The sequence below is a fragment of the Chromobacterium sp. FG22 genome (genome assembly GCF_057809415.1).
In genome coordinates this window covers 53418-70698 of sequence record NZ_JBMDJX010000021.1, presented here as the reverse complement: position 1 = coordinate 70698, position 17281 = coordinate 53418, and the positions used below count along the sequence as shown (strand labels likewise).

Here is a 17281-nt window from a genome sequence, read left to right as displayed (position 1 = left end):
GGGAAGAATTAAGCGTCAGCACTATACTGAAAGACCTCTAGGAAAAGCATCCCCCGAACTGCCAGTTACAACTTCAGCCGATTTACGGCTTATATTTTTTGAAACACGAATTTTCGCGGCAATATCAAAGATTTAAGCGCCGCGAACTGGCCTATAAAAAGAGCGCCGAGGCCGATCAATTAAATTTCAATCGACCTGACAATTACGGCATAAACAACAGGCAATTGTTCAATTAATTGATCCAATACCGGAAAATCTTTTATTAAAGAAAATAAATATAAGGATGACGTTCGGTAACGAAACATCCGGCGCAGGTAGCATTGTCATAATGTTCGGACATCAACCAATGCTTATGACATATTAAATTTTCTTAATAATGCGATCTGGGCGGACAGACGGAAGGATAGAGGGGGAAAGCGAACCGGGGCCGGATGGCGGGAAGAGAGTGTGAAGCGCCGCCTCAAGGACGAGGCGGCGCGGTTCCGCTTAAGGCGCGGACTGCGCGGAGACCTGGAGCGGCGGCTTACTCCGCGGCGGCGGTATCCCGCAGCAAGGCCGCCAGTCTGGCGATGCCGATCTCAATCCGCTCCGGCGAGGCATGGCTGAAATTCAGGCGCAGATAGCCCAGGTTCTGTTCCGGCTCGGGGAAGAAGGCCTCGCCCGGCATGAAGGCGACGTTCTGCTTCAAGGCCAGCGGCAGCAAGGCGCGGGTATCTCTCGCCCGCTTCAGCTTGAGCCAGAAAAACAGCCCGCCCCGCGGCAACTGCCAATCGGCCAGATCGCCGAAATGCCGCTGCAGCGAATCCTGCATCGCGTCGCGGCCGGCGCGATACACCTCGCGCAAGTCCAACATCCGTTGCTCATGGCCGGGGTCGCTCAGCTGGCGGGCGATGAACCACTGCGCCGGGCGGTTGGTGTGCAGATCGGTCGCCTGCTTCAGCCGCATCAGATAGGGATACAGCTCCGGCGAGGCGATCAGGAAGCCGACGCGCAGCCCAGGCGCCAGGGTTTTGGAAAAGGAGCCGGAGTAAATCCACGGCGCGCGCTTCAAATGGCTGACCAGCGGCGCCGGCGCTTCGCCGTCGTAGCTGAGCGCGCGATAAGGATCGTCCTCGATCAAGGGCACGCCGGCGGCGTCGATGACGGCCGCCAGCGCCTGCCGGTCTTCGGCGCTGTAACAGCTGCCCGCCGGATTTTGAAAGCTGGGAATCAGATAAGAGCAGCGCGCCTGAGACTCGCTCAAGGCGGCGGCCAGCGCCTGCGGCTCCAGCCTGCCGTCCCGTTGCGCCACCGCGTGAACGCGGGCGCCGAACAACTTGAAAGCCTGCAAGGCCGCTAGATAAGTCGGCCCTTCGGTCACCACCGGCGTGCCGGGATCGATGAACAGCTTGGCGCATAAATCGATGCTCTGCTGCGAGCCGGACAGCACCAACACCTGCTCCGCCTCGCAAGCGATGCCCATGCGCCGCGCCTGCTCCGCGATCAAGCCGCGCAATTCCGGCTCGCCTTCGCTGGCGCCGTATTGCGCCAGGCCCGCCGGCATATCGGTGAAATCGAGCTGCGGCAAGCATTGGCCGGCCGGCAGGCCGCCGGCGAAGGAAATCATCTGCGGCTGTTGCGCCGCCGCCAGGATTTCCCGGATCAGCGACCCGCTGAGCCGTTCGATGCGCTCAGAAAACATGGTACTCTGCATAAGCTTGTCCGCAACTTTCTTACTAATGTCAATAATATTGACTCAATCTACCGACCACAGCAGGTTCCGTCAACATGGCTGACCTATCTCCGTCCGACGACATGCGCGCCGCCATGGAAGCCTTCTTCCATGCCTACAAGGCTTTCACCGATAAACCGGATGAAATGCTGGCCAAACGCGGCCTGGCGCGCGTGCACCACCGCATCCTGTTCTTCGTCGCCCGCTACCCCGGCCTGTCGGTCAAGGACCTGCTGGCCGCGCTGGGCGTGACCAAGCAGGCCATCAATATGCCGCTGCGCCAACTGCTGGAAATGGCGCTGGTGCAAAGCGTGGCCGCGCAGCACGACAAACGGGTCAAACAGCTGACGCTGACTTCGGAGGGACGCAAGCTGGAGGAAGCCCTGCACCGCGAGCAGCTGAAACTGCTGCAGACGGCGTTTGAGCAGACGGGGAAGCCGGCCACCGCCGGCTGGATGCAGATCAACCGCAGCCTGGCCTCGCACTCGCGCCCCGACGACGCGCCCTCGCGCGGCAAAGCTTGACCCTGTAGCCGCTTCATGGTTTGCAATGCGCTGGCGAGGTCCGTCCATCGCATTTTCCCGACCTACCGCGCCAGTCCGGCGCGCCGAGGAGCACGCCATGAATTGTCCCAGTTGCCAAGTCACCCTGCTGATGGGCGAACGTTTGTCCGTCGCCATCGATTACTGTCCGCAATGCCGCGGCGTCTGGCTGGCGCCCGGCCAGCTGGAGCGCCTGCTGCAAACCCAGGCTCCGGCGGCCCCCGCCGCCGCTTACGCGCCGTCCGCGCACGGTCGCGGCCATGACGACGAACACCGTCGGGACAGCCGCCACGGAGGCCATCACGGCGGCAAGCATGGCTGGCTGCGCAAGCTGCTGGACTGATCCGTCCCCGGATACAAAAACGGCCCGGACTCATGTCCGGGCCGTCTTCCCCTGCTCTTGCTCGAAGATTCAGTCTATGCGTTCGTAACGCACTTCCAGCACCTCGATGTCTTCGTCGCCGTCCGGCCCGCGAAACAGCACTGAATCGCCCTCGCGCGCCTTCAACAGCGTCCGCGCGATAGGCGAGATCCAGCTGATGCGGCCGCGCGCCAGATCAATCTCGTCCACGCCGACGATGCGCAGCAATTGCTCGCTGCCGTCGCCGCGCTCTATCAACACGGTGGCGGAGAAGAACACCTGATCGGTCGCTTCCCGGGTTTCCGGGTCCACCACCTCGGCGATTTCCAAGCGCTTGGTCAGAAAACGGATGCGGCGGTCGATCTCGCGCAAGCGGCGCTTGCCGTACAGATAGTCGCCGTTCTCGGAACGGTCGCCGTTGCTGGCCGCCCAGTTCACGACCTGCACCATTTCCGGCCGCTCGCGGTTGACCAGATGATAAAGCTCGTCCTTCAGCCGCTGCCAGCCGCCGGGCGTAATGTAGTTCTTGGTGGAAGCGGGCAGACGCCGCTCAACCGGAAGATCCTCTTCCGCCTCGTCGTTTTCCCTGGTAAACGCTTTGCTCATCTTCGTCCATCCATCCATGAAAAACGCCAGCCTCAACGGCCGGCGGCGGGTTCCAACAAGGCCAGGCAATGCGGCAGCAGCCCCTTGGGCTTCAGCTTGATCCGCTGCAACTGCTCGCGATCCAGCCATTCCAGCGCGTAATGATTGTCCGGCCCCATCTTGGCCAGCTCCGGCCCGCCCAGCCTGAGCTCACCGGCGTGGCTGGCCGCCAGGAACACGTGTTCGACCCTGTCCTTGGCGTCCAGCACGCACAGGCTGCCGCCCAGACGGACGTTGAGCCCGGTTTCCTCGCGCGTCTCGCGCACGCAGGCGATGGCCGCCGTCTCGCGCCGCTTGATGCCGCCGCCCGGCAACACATAATAGTCCTTGCCGGGTTTGAGGCGATGCATCAGCAGGATGCGCCCGCCGTCGACGATGGCGATGGAAGCGCGCTCGCGTTTGCCGCTCGCAAGCGGAGCCGGCGCGGAGACCGGCGCCTCGCCGCGCAAGCGCGTCCAGGCGCGGGCGGCCAGGCCCCACAATAGGGCACGCACGCTCAGCGGTGCGCCTTGGCCGAAGCCTTCTTGACCGGAGGCGCTTTCTTGCCGCCGGTAACGGTCAGATTGGACCACTTCATCACCGCGGCCACTTCAGCGGAGTTCAGTTCGTAGAACTGACCGCGCTTCAAGCGCGGAGGCAGGCCGATATTGCCGAAGCGCACGCGGATCAGCCGGCTGACGGTCAGGCCGAAGTGCTCGAACATGCGGCGCACTTCGCGGTTGCGGCCTTCCTTGATCACCACGTTGAACCATTGATTGGCAGCCTCTTCCGGGCCGCCTTTCTGGAAGATGCGGTCAAAGCGCGCGTCGCCGTCTTCCAGCTCCACGCCGGCCACCATTTCCTTCATGATTTCCGGCGTCAGCTCGCCCAGCACCCGCACCGAGTACTCGCGCTCCACTTCGAAGCTGGGGTGCATCATGCGGTTGGCCAGTTCGCCGCTGGTGGTGATCAGCAGCAGGCCCGAGGTATTGACGTCCAGGCGGCCTATCGCCACCCAGCGGCTGGATTTGGCCTGCGGCAGGCGGTCGAACACGGTGACGCGGCCTTCCGGATCGTCGCGGCTGACGATTTCGCCTTCTTCCTTGTGATACATGATCACGCGCGGCAGGCGGTCCGGCCATTTCAGTTTGATCTGGTCGCCTTTGACCATCACGCGGTCGCGCGGGCCGACGCGGTCGCCCAGGCTGGCTTTCTTGCCGTTGACCGTGACCTGGCCGGCCTCGATCCACTCTTCCATTTCACGGCGCGAGCCGACGCCGGACGCCGCCAGCGCTTTTTGCAGCCGCACCGGCTCGATGTCGTCCAGGTCCACGCGGACTTCGCGCAGGCGCTTGGCCTTGTCCTTGATGTCCTGATTGGGGCTGCGCAAGCGCAGCTTCTTGGCCTTCTGCACCAATTGTGGCCTGCCGCCCTCCGGCTTGCCCTGACGCGGCTGAGCGCCGCCCTTGCCCGCGGCCGGCTGACCCGCCGGCGCGGCGGCGTTCTTGTTGCCGAAGCGGCGCTCGTGATCCAGGGCCACGTTGCCGTTGACGTCGCCGTTGCTGTCGCGCTGGTAGGTCGGCTTGTTGCGGCCTTGCGCCTGCTGCATCTGCTGCTGTTCCTGCTCGCGGCGGCTCAGCTTGAACAGCGGCGTGCCTTCGTGCATCAGCGGGTTGCCGTAGGCGTCGCGCGCGGCGCGGCCGTTCTGCGGCGCGCGGCCCTTGCCGCCGTTGGCGCGGGCTTGGCCTTGCCGGGCGTTGGCCTCGGCCGGCTGGCCGTTGCGATTTTTGATCATGCCGCCCTGGGTCTTGCCGCGCGGCTGAACGCCGCCGGTGCCCGGCTGGCGCGCTTGGGATGTTTCGCGACCTTTGACACGCGCCACCGGCTGGCGGGCGTGATTGCGTTGTCCTTTAGACATATGTGCTTTGCTCTTTCCGTGCGAGCAACCGGCAGAATGTCGATGTTATTCTGCGATGGGCTCGAAATTATCCGCCTCATCGTCGAGGGGGATGTCGTCTGTGGCCGCTGCCGGGCCTTGATCCCTAGGCATCGCCTCGGGCACTACCAGGCTTCCCAGCTCCGCCAACGGCGGCAGATCCTTGAGCGAGACAAAGCCCAGATCGTCCAGGAATTTTCGGGTAGTGGCATACAAGCCCGGCCTGCCGGGTACGTCCTTGTGGCCGATGACTTCGATCCAGCCGCGTTCCAGCAGAGTCTGCATCACGCCGGTGGACACCGATACGCCGCGTATCGCTTCGATATCGCCACGGGTCACAGGTTGTTTGTAGGCGATGATCGCCAAGGTTTCCATTACCGCGCGCGAGTATCGCGGCGGCTTTTCCGGGTTCAAGCGGTTCAAGTATGGCGTGAACTCCGCTCGGGCGCGAAAGCGCCATCCCGACGCCAATTTGACCAGTTCAACGCCCTTGCCCCTCCAGTCGCTCTGGATATCGTCAAGGATGTCGTTGATCAGCGCGGCTTTCACCTCTTCGGTGAACAGCTTTTTGAGCATGGCAACCGACAGAGGTTCCTGCGCGGTCAGTAACGCCGTCTCCAGCACGATCTTCAGATATTTTAGGTCGGTGATGGTGGACATTGAGCCGTGAAGCCGAAACACGTTTGCGCAGGAAACCGGACATTCTACATGAACTCTCCGTCCGGAGCTAAATTAATCCTTCCGCCATGTCGTCCCAGGCCGCCAGCGCGGTCAGGCTGTAACGTCGGAACGCCCGCCCGCCGTGCTCCATCGTTTCCAGCAACTGGCCGCCGCAGGCCTCCACCGTGCGCACCGCCGCCGGCCGGTCTGCCGGACAGACCAGCACCCAGTTGCCGTGCGCCGGCTTCTCGCCCAGCGTCTGCACGTATTGCAGCAGCACCCGGCCGTAGCCGTGGCCGCGCCAGGCCGGCAGCACTTCGAAGGCGATGTGGCCGATGCGCTCCACGATCAGCGCGCTGTCGGCCAAGCGCTGGCGGATCGCGCCTATGATCTCGGTGCGGCCGTTGATCAGGAACCAGGTGCGGCACGGCACCCAGCCCTCGGGCAGCGCCCGCCCTTCGGCGTGTTCCAGCAATTGCCCAAGCCAGGCGTCGGGGTCCGCGCCGGCGCGGCGGTAATAGTCCAGCCCTTCCTCGTGGCAGGCCTGAAAAAAAGGCCGATAGGCTGGCAGATGTTTCTGGTCGGCCGCTTCGATGTGCATGGCATGCTCTCGCAATGGATACCTGTATCCTAATCGCTGCCGCGCCAACATCAAGTGCAAATCGGCGCGCGCCCGCCTCAGACCAGCGCAATCCTGACATAAATGGGCTGGTACGGCGCCTCCTGGCTGACCTTGACCATCCCCTCCTTCACCAGTTCCAGCACCGCGATGAAGTTGACCACCAGATGGGCGACGCCCTTGTCCGCGTCGAACAGCTCTTCGAAAGGCACGTACTCGCGGCCGTCCAGATAGCGCAGAATCCAGCTCATCTGCTCGCGCACCGACAGTTCGTCCTTCTCCACCTTGTGGTGGCGATGGTGGCGCGCGCGCGACAGAATCGCCATCCACGCCTGGCGCAGATCCACCGGGCTGACGTCGGGCAGCCGCTGCTCGGCGGACTGCTCGATCAAGACCGCCAGCCAGGCGAAGTCGCGGTCGGCCTGCGGCAGCTTGTCCAGCTCCAGCCCCGCCAGCTTCATCTGCTCGTATTCCAGCAGGCGGCGCACCAGCTCGGCCCGCGGATCGTCCGGCTCGCCCTCCTCGTCCAGCTGCGGCCTGGGCAGCAGCAAACGCGACTTGATCTCGATCAGCAGCGCCGCCATCAGCAGGTATTCGGCGGCCAGTTCCAGACGCCCGTCGCGCATCGCGTCGATATAGGCCATGTACTGGACGGTGATGTCCGCCATCGGGATGTTCAGCACGTCCAGATTCTGTTTGCGGATCAGATAAAGCAGCAGGTCCAGCGGGCCTTCGAAGCTGTCCAGAATCACTTGCAACGCGTCCGGCGGGATGAACAAATCCTGCGGCACTTCCAGCACCGGCTGGCCGAACACGTGCGCGATCGGCACGCTGGGCGGCAATTCCGGCGCGGTCAGCTGAAAATCGTCGGCCGAAGACCGGGCCTCGGGAAGGGGGGCGTTGCTCATGGCGGCAAGGATACCAGCACTGGCAGGCGCCGTGGCGGAACTTGTCCGCCGCCGGGCCCGCCGCTCAAACGGCCGCGTCGGCGGGCAGCAGCTCGTCTATCTTGATTTCCACGAATTGATAATGCGCGGTTTGCTGCAATAAGCGCAGCGCGCGCACCCGGCACTCGCCGTCTGCGCCGCGCAGATGAAACGGCCGCATGGCCTGATACAGGCGGCCCGGCAACACCAGGATGCCGGAATGGCGGAAATGGCGCTCGGCCTGCATGCGCAGCGCCGGCTCGAAACCGCCGGCCGCGTGGCTGGTGACGGCGGCGACTTCGACCGCCTGCGGCCGCTTGCCGATGAACTCTATCCCGCACTCGGTCTGCATGTCCTCGCCGCCGAAGCTGACCCAGCGTACCAGGCCCAGCTGCCAGCCGAAGCCCCGGCGGCGCAGCATCACCACCTCGCCGGCGCGCAAGGGCTGCCGCAAGGATTCGCCCTGCAGCAACAGGCCGGAAGCGCTGAGATTGCTGATCTGCAAACGGCAGGGCTCCAATTCGCCGTCGGCCGGCTCGCCGGCGGCCAGCCGCCAGCAGCGCGGCAGCAGGCTGACCAGCTCTACGGTTTCGACGCTGAGCCGGCGCAGCCGGACATGGCGCCGGCGCGGCGGCGCGCCCCACTCCTGACGCAGACGCGCCAGCAGCCAGGCTTCGTGGCCGTCGTCCAGGCCCTGTCGCTGGCGCTGACGGCCCAATTCGTCCAGGCGCTCCAGCAAGCGGCCGGCGTCCAGCCGCCACCACACGCCGTCGCCGTCCAGGTCCAGTTCGGCGCAGAAGCGCGCCGGCCGGTCGGCGTCGGCGCGGAAGGCCAGCGCGCCGTCCTCGCCCAGCGGCTGATCCAGCTGCTCCACGCGCAGCAGGCCGGCGTGCTGCTCCAGCCATTGCAGCAGCAGGGCGATCTTGGCCGCCTCCAGCCGGTTGCTGGCGGTCATGCCCAACAACATCAGCCGGCGGTAGCTGAGCCCCGGCGCCGCCGCGCCGCCCTGCGCCTGCCGGCCCTCCCAGCCCTGGGCCAGCGCGTGGGCGTACAGACGGTGGCAATCGCGCCAGAAGCCCTTGTGCATCGGCGCGTAGCTGCGCGCGTGCAGCGCCAGCAAATCGTAGCCGCTGGCCAGCGCCAGTTGCAGAGCCTCCAGCCGCGGGCGCGAGCTGGAAAAACGGCCGGTCTCCTGCGCGCTGAACGTCTGGGCCAGCAGCTTGCACTGCTCATGCCATTGCCGCAGCACATGGCGGGCCGACTGCAAGGCCGCGCGCGCCTCCGGAGTGCAGGACAGATCCTGCCGTGCTGCGCCGCGCTCCAGCCGCGCCGCCAGCGCGGCCAACGGCGCTCTCAACGCCTGCAGCAGTTGCAGGCGTTCCGCCGGCGCCAAGGCCGAACGCTGCCATTGCGCCAGCCACTGGCCGGCCTTGTCCGCGGCGAGGGCGGCCGGCTGCGCCGCCAGCGCCTCCAATTGCGCCTGGACCGCCTTGAGGTCCAGTGCCAGCCAAGGGCCATCCGGCAGGGCGTGAATCAGCGACAGTTCCATCATGACCAGGTCATAGCGAGAGAGAAGCCGCCGATGATACGCCCCGCCATGATTTTTGGCGCGGCATTATTGCCAGCGCAAAAAAATGCCCCGCGCTCGGCGGGGCATTGCTGCGGAAGCGGCGTCCGGCTTAAGCCGACAGCTCCAGCATCAGCTTGTTGATGCGCTTGACGAAGGCAGCCGGGTCTTCCAGCTTGCCGCCCTCCGCCAGCAGAGCCTGGTCGTACAGCACCTGGGCCAGATCGCCGGCGCGCGCCTCGTCGGCCTCCTCGGCCAGTCGTTTCACCAGCACGTGCTCGGGGTTGATCTCCAGCGTGGGCTTGCTGGCTTCCACCGGCTGGCCCGCCGCTTTCAGCATGCGCTCCAGATGGGCGCTCATATCGTGCTCGCCGGCCACCAGGCAGGCCGGGCTCTCGGTCAGGCGGGCGGTGGCGCGCACTTCCTTGACGCGGTCGGCCAGGGCTTTCTGCACTTTCTCCACCACCGGCTTGGCGCTTTCCTCCACCTGCTTTTGCGCTTCCTTGTCGGCTTCGTCTTCCAGCGCGCCCAGATCCAGCGCGCCCTTGGCCACGGACTGCAGCGCCTTGCCGTCGAATTCGAACAGCGAACCCGCCACCCATTCGTCGACGCGGTCGATCAGCAGCAGCACCTCGACGCCCTTCTTCTTGAACACTTCCAGATGCGGGCTGTTCTTGGCCGCGGCCAGGGTGTCGGCGGTGATGTAGTAGATCTTGTCCTGGCCTTCCTTCATCCGGCCGACATAGTCGCCCAGCGTTACCGCCGGTTCGGCGCCTTCGGACACGGTGGAGACGAAGCGCAGCAGCTTGGCAATGCGCTCCTTATTGGCCATGTCCTCGCCGACGCCCTCTTTCAGCACCTGGCCGAACTCTTGCCAGAACTCGGTGTATTTTTCCGGCTGATTGGCGGCGAGGTCTTCCAGCAGGCCCAGCACTTTCTTGACGCAGCCGTTGCGGATGGCGTCGATGTCCTTGCTTTCCTGCAGGATCTCGCGCGACACGTTCAGCGGCAGGTCGTTGCTGTCTATCACCCCGCGCACGAAGCGCAGGTAATGCGGCATCAGCTTCTCGGTGTCTTCCATGATGAAGACGCGGCGCACATAGAGTTTGACGCCCTGCTTGCGCTCGCGGTCGAACAGATCGAAGGGCGCGCGCGACGGGATGTAGAGCAGTTCGGTGTATTCCTGGCGGCCCTCGACGCGAGCGTGGCTCCAGGCCAGCGGGTCGGTGAAATCGTGGGCGACGTGTTTGTAGAATTCCTTGTACTGCTCTTCGCTGATCTCGCTCTTGCCGCGGGTCCACAGCGCGGAGGCGGAGTTGACCGCTTCCATTTCGTCGCTGACGATGACTTCGCCGTTTTCGCCGTAGCTATTGCCCTTTTTCATCTCGATCGGGATCGAGATGTGGTCGGAGTACTTGCGGACGATACCTTTGAGCTTCCAGTCGTTCAGCAGCTCGTCCTCGCCCTCTTTCAGGTGCAGCACGATCTCGGTGCCGCGGCCGGCCTTTTCCACCTGTTCCAGCGTGTATTCGCCGGCGCCCTGGGATTCCCAGCGCGTGGCGGCGGCGTCGCCGGCGCGGCGGGTGGTCAGCGTGACCTTGTCCGCCACGATGAAGGCGGAGTAGAAGCCGACGCCGAACTGGCCGATCAGATTGGCGTCCCTTTTGGCGTCGCCGGACAGCTGCTCGAAAAAGGCCTTGGTGCCGGACTTGGCGATGGTGCCGATATTGGCGATGACTTCGTCACGGCTCATGCCGATGCCGTTGTCGGCGATGGTCAGCGTGCGCGCCTCGGCGTCGTAGCCGATGGTGATCTTCAGCTCCGGCTCGTTTTCAAACAGCTCGGGCTTGGCCAGACCTTCGAAGCGCAGCTTGTCGGCGGCGTCCGAGGCGTTGGAAATCAGTTCACGCAGGAAGATTTCCTTGTTGGAGTACAAGGAGTGGATCATCAGCTGCAGCAGCTGCTTGACTTCGGTCTGAAAACCCAGGGTTTCTTTCAATGCGCTCATGGTGACTTAAACAAGAGTTGGTCAACGATGCGCATCAGATAAGGGCTGTCCCGGGGTTTTCAATACCCCTGCCCGCAACCCAGGATCGTAGCCGCGCGAACATGAAAAAGCCCCGCGACGAAATCGCGGGGCGGTTTGGCCTTTGGACCCGCCGGGCGGGCTCAGGCGCGCTTGTCTTCGCGCAGGGCCGGCGGCAGCGCGAACACGGTGTTTTCCTCCACGCCGTCCAGTTCGCTGACGCTGTCCGCGCCGAAAGCCTTGATCTGGTCTATCACCGCCTGCACCAGCACTTCCGGCGCGCTGGCGCCGGCGGTGACGCCGACGCGCCGCTTGCCGACGAACCAGGCTTCCACCAGTTGGCCGGCGTTGTCCACCATATAGGCGTCCACGCCCTTGAGCGCGGCCACTTCGCGCAAGCGGTTGGAGTTGGAGCTGTTGGGCGATCCCACCACCACCACGATGTCGCACTCGTCGGCCAGCACCTTCACCGCGTCCTGCCGGTTTTGCGTGGCGTAGCAGATATCGTCTTTTTTCGGGCTGGAGATCTCGGGGAAGCGCGCTTTCAGCGCGGCGATGATGTCTCGGGTCTCGTCCACCGACAGCGTGGTCTGGCTGACGTAGGACAGCGCCGCCGGGTTGCGCACTTGCAGCTTGGCGACGTCGGCGACGTTTTCCACCAGATACATGCCGCCGTCCACCTGGCCCATGGTGCCCTCCACCTCGGGGTGGCCGGCGTGGCCTATCATGACGATCTCCATGCCCGCCTTGTTCATGCGCTTGACTTCGACATGCACTTTGGTGACCAGCGGACAGGTGGCGTCGAACACCTGCAGGCCCAGCAGCGCCGCCTCTTCGCGCACCGACAGCGGCACGCCGTGAGCGGAGTACACCAGGGTGCTGCCGCTGGGCACATCTTTCAATTCTTCGATGAACACCGCGCCCTTGGCGCGCAGGTTCTCCACGACGAAGCGGTTATGCACCACTTCGTGGCGCACGTAGATCGGCGCGCCGTAGAGTTCGATCGCCCGCTCGACGATGGCGATGGCCCGGTCCACCCCGGCGCAGAAGCCGCGCGGGTTGGCCAGCATGATGGTCTTCGTCATCACTCAATCCTTGCTCAAGCCGCGGCGCTCAGGCGCGCGGCTTTCTGAAACTGTCCAGCACCATCAAGGCGGCTCCCACGCAAATGAAGGAGTCAGCCAGATTGAAGGCCGGGTACGACCAGCTGCTGTAGTAATGCACCTGGATGAAATCGATCACATGGCCATGGACGATACGGTCTATCACATTGCCGAGCGCGCCGCCCATGATGAAGGCCGCGGCCAGGTTCATCAGTCCGCTGAAGCGGTTCTTGAAGATATTCCAGCCCAGCCAGCCGGACACCGCGAAAGCCAGACCGGAAAACAGATACTTCTGCCAGCCGCCGGCGTCGTGCAGGAAGCTGAACGCCGCGCCCGGATTGTACAGCAAGGTAAACCCGAAAAAGCCGGGAATGATTTCCCGGACTTCGCCGTACTGGTAATTGCCGTTGAAATAGATCTTGGTCAATTGATCCAGCAGCACGATCACCGCGGCCAGCGCAAACCACTTCGGCCATTGCTTGGCCTTGGGCATAGTCATTGCAGATTCCATCAGACCTTTCCACGACGCGAAGCGGAACTCCGCGCACTCTATATCAAAGCGCCGGAAGCCCGGAACGCTAAGCGTTCCCATGCTTCCGGCCCGGCCGTGCCGCCGCGTCGTCGACGCGGATCAGGCGAAGCGGCGCGTCTCGCCCTTGCCGTCGATATTGTCCACGCAACGGCCGCACACCGCGCCGTGGCCGGCGTGGCTGCCGACGTCGGCGCGGTAGTGCCAGCAGCGCTCGCACTTCTGCTCCGCAGACGACGCCACGCTGACGCGGGTTTGCTCGCCTGGCTTGACGCTGGCTTTAGAGACAATCAGCACGAACTTGAGTTCATCGCCCAAGGCGTTCAGCCACTGCGACAGCTCGCCGTCGGCCTCGATTTCGATCTCCGCCTGCAGCGAGGAGCCCAGCTGATCGGCGCTGCGCAGCGCTTCGATCTGCTTGTTGACCTGGGCGCGCAGCTCGCGGATGGCCTGCCACTTGGCGGACAAGGCCGCTTCGCGCTCGGCGGACTGGGCCGGGAACTCATGCCAGACGTGATACAGCGGCGATTCTTCCTCGCTGTCCACCAGCACGTTCCACGCCTCGTCGGCGGTGAAGCACAGGATGGGCGCCACCAGCAAGAGCAGGCTGCGGGTGATGTGGTACAGCGCGGTCTGAGCGCTGCGGCGCGCGTGGCTGTCCGCCTTGGTGGTGTACAAACGGTCCTTGATCACGTCCAGGTAGAAGGCGCCCAGGTCCTCGGAGCAATAACCCACCACCTCCTGCACCACATGGTGGAAGGCGTAGCGCGAGTACAGTTCGCCCGCCGCCTTTTCCTGCACTTCGCGCGCGCGCAGCAGCGCGTACTGGTCCAGTTCCACCATATTGGCCAGCGGCACGGCGTGTTCCAGCGGATCGAAATCCGACAGATTGGACAGCAGGAAGCGGATGGTGTTGCGCAGGCGGCGATAGCTTTCCGTCGTGCGCTTCAGGATTTCCTGCGACAGCGACATATCGCCGGAGTAGTCGGCGCTGGCCACCCACAGGCGCAGGATGTCGGCGCCCAGGGTGCCGCAGATCTCTTCCGGCGCAATGCCGTTGCCGCGCGACTTGGACATCTTGTAGCCCTTGTCGTCCACGGTGAAGCCGTGGGTCAGCAACTGCTTGTACGGCGCGCGGCCTATGGTGGCGCAACCGGTTTTCAGCGAGGACTGGAACCAGCCGCGATGCTGGTCGGAACCCTCCAGGTACAGATCCGCCGGCCAAGCCAATTCGGCGCGCTGCTTGAGCACGGCGAAATGGGTGGAGCCGGAATCGAACCACACGTCCAGGGTGTCGGACAGCTTGCGGTACTGCTCGGCCTCCTCGCCCAGCAACTCCTTGGCGTCCAGGCTGAACCAGGCTTCGATGCCCTGCTGCTCGATGCGCAACGCCACTTCTTCCAGCAATTGCGCCGTGCGCGGGTGCAGCTCGCCGCTTTCCTTGTGGATGAAGAAGGTCATCGGCACGCCCCAATTGCGCTGGCGCGACACGCACCAGTCAGGGCTGTTCTTGATCATCGCGTCCAGGCGCGCGCGGCCCCAGGCCGGGAAGAACTCGGTGGCGTCCACCGCGCGCTGGCTGATGGAGCGCAGGGTCTCGCCGCCGTGGCCGGCCTTGTCCATGCCGATGAACCACTGCGGCGTGGCGCGGAAAATGATGGGGGTCTTATGACGCCAGCAATGCGGGTAGCTGTGCTCCAGCTTGGCCTTGTGCACCAGCGCGCCGTGCTCTTCCAGCGTTTCGATGATACGCGGATTGGCGTCCCAGACCAGCAGGCCGGCGAACAGCTCGGTGCCCGTCTTGTAACGGCCGTTGTCCGCCACCGGGTTGGCCACCGGCAGCTTGTAATGCAGGCCGGCCTGGAAGTCTTCCAGACCGTGGGCCGGCGCGGTGTGCACCAGGCCGGTGCCGGCGTCGGTGGTCACGTGATCGCCCAGGATCACCGGCACTTGGCGCGCGTAGAACGGGTGTTGCAGCTGCAAGAGCTCCAGCGCCCGGCCCTTGGCCTCGCCCAACACCTGGCAGCTCTCGACGCCGTAGCGCTTCAAGGCCGCCTCGGCCAGCTCCTTGGCCAGGATCAGCTTGCCCTTGGGCGTGTCCAGCAATTGATAAACCAGTTCGGCGCCTGCGGCGACCGCCTGGTTGGCCGGCAAGGTCCACGGCGTGGTGGTCCAGATCACCGCCATCGCGCCGGAGGCGTCGGCGCCGAAGGCTTCGCCCGCCTTGTCCGCGTCCACCACCTTGAAGCCGACGTCGATCGCCGGCGACAGCTTGTCCTCATACTCGACTTCGGCCTCGGCCAGCGAGGAGCCGCACTCGATGCACCAGTGCACCGGCTTCTCGCCCTTGGTCAGATAGCCGTTCTCGAAGATTTTGCCGAGGGTGCGCACAATGTCGGCCTCGGTCTTGAAATCCATGGTCAGATAGGGGTTATCCCAATCGCCCAGCACGCCCAGACGGATGAAGCCCTTCTTCTGACGAGCCACCTGCTCTTTCGCGTATTCGCGGCACAGTTCGCGGAATTTGGCGGCGGGGATGTCCTTGCCGTGCAGCTTCTCCACCATCAGTTCGATGGGCAGGCCGTGACAGTCCCAGCCTGGCACATAGGGCGCGTCGAAACCGGCCAGCGTCTTGGAGCGGACGATGATGTCCTTCAGCACCTTGTTGACCGCGTGGCCAAGGTGGATGTCGTTGTTGGCGTACGGAGGGCCGTCGTGCAGGATGAATTTGGGCCGGCCAGCGGAGAGCTTGCGCAGTTTTTCATAGCGCTTCTCTTCCTGCCAGCGCTTGACCCAGGCCGGTTCGCGTTTGGCCAGATCCCCGCGCATGGCGAAGGGGGTATCCAGCAGGTTTACGGTTTTACGATAATCGATGCTCATGCCTGCTCTCGCTGCAAACTTGTCAAATAGGTCTTGGCGCTGGCCGCGTCTTTTTCGATCTGAGCGATCAGCGCCGATAAATCATCATACCGCGCCTCGTCGCGCAGTTTCTTCAGGAATCGCACCGTCAGCCGCTGGCCGTAGAGATCGCCGGCGAAATCGAACAGATGCACTTCCAGTTTGTAGTCCGGGGTGTCGCTGACCGTCGGGTTCAAGCCCAGACTGGCCACGCCGCCCAGCACGCCGGCGTCGGTCTCCGCCTGCACCACGAACACGCCCTGCAAGGCCGGACGCAAATGCGGCAGATGGATGTTGGCCGTGGGGAAACCTATGGTGCGGCCCAGTTTCTTGCCGTGCACCACACGGCCGGAAATCTGGTACTCGCGCCCCAGCAGGCTTTCCGCGCCGCTCAAGTCGCCGGCGGCCAGCCGCTCGCGCACCAGGCTGCTGGACGCTCGCTCGCCCATGGCCAGCACCGTCGGCATCGCCTCGGTGACGAAATGGGGACAGGAGCTCAACATCTCGAAGTGGCCCTGCCGCTTGGCGCCGAACTGGAAGTCGTCGCCGATCAGCAAATACTTGGTCTGCAGGCCCTGCACCAGGACTTTGTCGATGAAGTCCTGCGCCGACATGCCGGCGAAACCGTGGTTGAAGCGATAGACGAACACATAGTCGACCAGGCCCAGCCGCTGCAAGAAAGCCAGTTTGTCGCGCAGCGTGGACAGGCGGCCGGGCGGCTTGTCGCGCGCGAAGAACTCCCGCGGATGGGGTTCAAAGGTCAACAGAGCCGTCGGCAAGCCGCGCGCGTCGGCTTCCAGCCGCAGGCGCTGCAGCATTTTCTGATGGCCAAGGTGCACGCCGTCGAAATTGCCGATGGTCAAGGCGCAGGCTGGCAGCTGATAACGCCGCGGATCTCCAAAAAATACCTGCATGTGCTGGTCTTATTGCGTCCTGAAAACCTTCGATTGTATCTGCCAGCCACGGATAGCGTCCAGACATGAAACGCAATTGGGGCGGCGACGGCGAAAGGAGCCCGCCCTCCGCCGTCCAATGCAAAAAGCCCCGCAAGATTGCGGGGCTTTTTGAACAGAGCGACTAATCGAGATTACTTCTTCTCAACCAGGGACTCTTTAACCGCGTCGATGGTCAGCTCAACGCGACGATCAGACTCGATGCATTCCTTGATAGCCAGGTTCTGCTTGGAACCTTTCTTCTGGTATTTCGGGAATTTGGCCTTGCACTCGGCGGTCATCTTGGCTTCAGCGGAGCCGCGACCTACGGAGGTCACTTTTTCAGCCGGAACGCCAGCAGCGATGAAGTAGCCTTTAACAGCGTCGGCGCGCTCTTGCGACAGACGGTTGTTGTAAGCGGCGGAACCCATGAAGTCGGTGTAGCCAGCAACTTCAACGGACTTCAGGTAGCCTTTGCCGGCGTTGGCTTTCAGCTTTTCAACCAGCGGGTCCAGTTCGTTCTTGGCGTCGGCGCGCAGCTTGGCCTTGTCGAAGTCGAACAGCACTTTAGCGGACAGGGTGACTTTTTCTTTTTCGGAAACCAGCACCGGCTTCGGAGCTTCGGCTACCGGCTTGGCAGCTTCGCGGTCGCCACATTCAACCAGGCCGTCCTTGGCCTTGTCGAAGAAGTTGGTTCTCCAGCACTCGCCGTAGTTGTTGCGAGTCACGGATTCGGTGGACTGGTCAACGGCATAGCCAGGTTTAGCAGCAAAAGCGCTAGCGGAAACCAACAGAGCAGCAACCAGGGCGCTCAGTTTCAGCTGTTTAGTCATGTTATTCCCTCTTT

General features: G+C 63.8%; 16 protein-coding genes. 2 read left to right on the top strand and 14 right to left on the bottom strand.

What is annotated here, in order from left to right; translation table 11 throughout:
* Positions 1-523: 523 nt before the first annotated feature.
* On the bottom strand, positions 524-1681 hold the full coding sequence (locus tag ACODSD_RS18535; RefSeq protein WP_107798533.1) for an aminotransferase-like domain-containing protein: 1158 nt from the start codon (positions 1679-1681) through the stop codon (positions 524-526).
* Positions 1682-1767: 86 nt separating this feature from the next.
* Between ACODSD_RS18535 and ACODSD_RS18530 the strand changes: the two genes are divergently transcribed.
* Together ACODSD_RS18530 and ACODSD_RS18525 are read left to right on the top strand one after the other, a co-directional pair.
* Positions 1768-2235 (top strand): MarR family winged helix-turn-helix transcriptional regulator, encoded by a 468-nt coding sequence (locus ACODSD_RS18530; RefSeq protein ID WP_199225819.1) that lies wholly within the window; start codon positions 1768-1770, stop codon positions 2233-2235.
* A gap of 97 nt (positions 2236-2332) precedes the next feature.
* Positions 2333-2596: a TFIIB-type zinc ribbon-containing protein gene (locus tag ACODSD_RS18525; RefSeq protein WP_107798532.1), complete on the top strand. Its 264-nt coding sequence runs from the start codon at positions 2333-2335 to the stop codon at positions 2594-2596.
* A 69-nt stretch (positions 2597-2665) separates the two neighbouring features.
* Here ACODSD_RS18525 and greB read toward each other — a convergent pair whose 3' ends face one another.
* The 13 genes from greB to ACODSD_RS18460 all read right to left on the bottom strand — a co-directional run bounded on the left by greB (position 2666) and on the right by ACODSD_RS18460 (position 17267).
* Positions 2666-3220, bottom strand: a complete 555-nt coding sequence (gene greB, locus ACODSD_RS18520; protein WP_107798531.1) for a transcription elongation factor GreB — start codon at positions 3218-3220, stop codon at positions 2666-2668.
* Positions 3221-3252: 32 nt separating this feature from the next.
* Positions 3253-3753 carry an NUDIX domain-containing protein gene (locus ACODSD_RS18515; protein ID WP_158274240.1) on the bottom strand — a complete coding sequence of 167 codons (501 nt, stop codon included), beginning with the start codon at positions 3751-3753 and terminating at the stop codon, positions 3253-3255.
* A gap of 2 nt (positions 3754-3755) precedes the next feature.
* Complete coding sequence (locus tag ACODSD_RS18510) at positions 3756-4847, bottom strand: pseudouridine synthase (RefSeq protein WP_486637350.1); 1092 nt, start codon at positions 4845-4847, stop codon at positions 3756-3758.
* A 354-nt stretch (positions 4848-5201) separates the two neighbouring features.
* Positions 5202-5834, bottom strand: coding sequence for an SMC-Scp complex subunit ScpB (gene scpB / locus ACODSD_RS18505; RefSeq protein WP_107798528.1), 633 nt, complete (start codon positions 5832-5834; stop codon positions 5202-5204).
* A 67-nt stretch (positions 5835-5901) separates the two neighbouring features.
* Complete coding sequence (locus ACODSD_RS18500; protein ID WP_107798527.1) at positions 5902-6435, bottom strand: GNAT family N-acetyltransferase; 534 nt, start codon at positions 6433-6435, stop codon at positions 5902-5904.
* A 77-nt stretch (positions 6436-6512) separates the two neighbouring features.
* Entirely contained in the window at positions 6513-7361 is an 849-nt protein-coding gene (locus tag ACODSD_RS18495; protein ID WP_107798526.1) for a segregation and condensation protein A, read from the bottom strand.
* Between the two features lie 64 nt (positions 7362-7425).
* On the bottom strand, positions 7426-8931 hold the full coding sequence (locus tag ACODSD_RS18490; protein WP_488877996.1) for a hypothetical protein: 1506 nt from the start codon (positions 8929-8931) through the stop codon (positions 7426-7428).
* A 127-nt stretch (positions 8932-9058) separates the two neighbouring features.
* Positions 9059-10954, bottom strand: a complete 1896-nt coding sequence (htpG, locus tag ACODSD_RS18485; RefSeq protein ID WP_107798524.1) for a molecular chaperone HtpG — start codon at positions 10952-10954, stop codon at positions 9059-9061.
* Positions 10955-11115: 161 nt separating this feature from the next.
* Positions 11116-12057 (bottom strand): 4-hydroxy-3-methylbut-2-enyl diphosphate reductase, encoded by a 942-nt coding sequence (gene ispH, locus ACODSD_RS18480; protein ID WP_107798523.1) that lies wholly within the window; start codon positions 12055-12057, stop codon positions 11116-11118.
* Between the two features lie 28 nt (positions 12058-12085).
* The gene (lspA, locus tag ACODSD_RS18475) at positions 12086-12574 is read right to left on the bottom strand and encodes a signal peptidase II (protein ID WP_048412579.1); all 489 of its coding nucleotides are present in this window, start codon (positions 12572-12574) and stop codon (positions 12086-12088) included.
* Positions 12575-12706: 132 nt separating this feature from the next.
* Positions 12707-15484, bottom strand: coding sequence for an isoleucine--tRNA ligase (gene ileS / locus ACODSD_RS18470; protein WP_107798521.1), 2778 nt, complete (start codon positions 15482-15484; stop codon positions 12707-12709).
* Positions 15481-16416: a bifunctional riboflavin kinase/FAD synthetase gene (locus ACODSD_RS18465; protein WP_107798520.1), complete on the bottom strand. Its 936-nt coding sequence runs from the start codon at positions 16414-16416 to the stop codon at positions 15481-15483. The genes ileS and ACODSD_RS18465 overlap by 4 nt, the downstream gene beginning before the upstream one ends.
* 173 nt (positions 16417-16589) lie before the next feature.
* Positions 16590-17267 carry an OmpA family protein gene (locus ACODSD_RS18460; protein ID WP_107798519.1) on the bottom strand — a complete coding sequence of 226 codons (678 nt, stop codon included), beginning with the start codon at positions 17265-17267 and terminating at the stop codon, positions 16590-16592.
* Positions 17268-17281 lie beyond the last annotated feature (14 nt).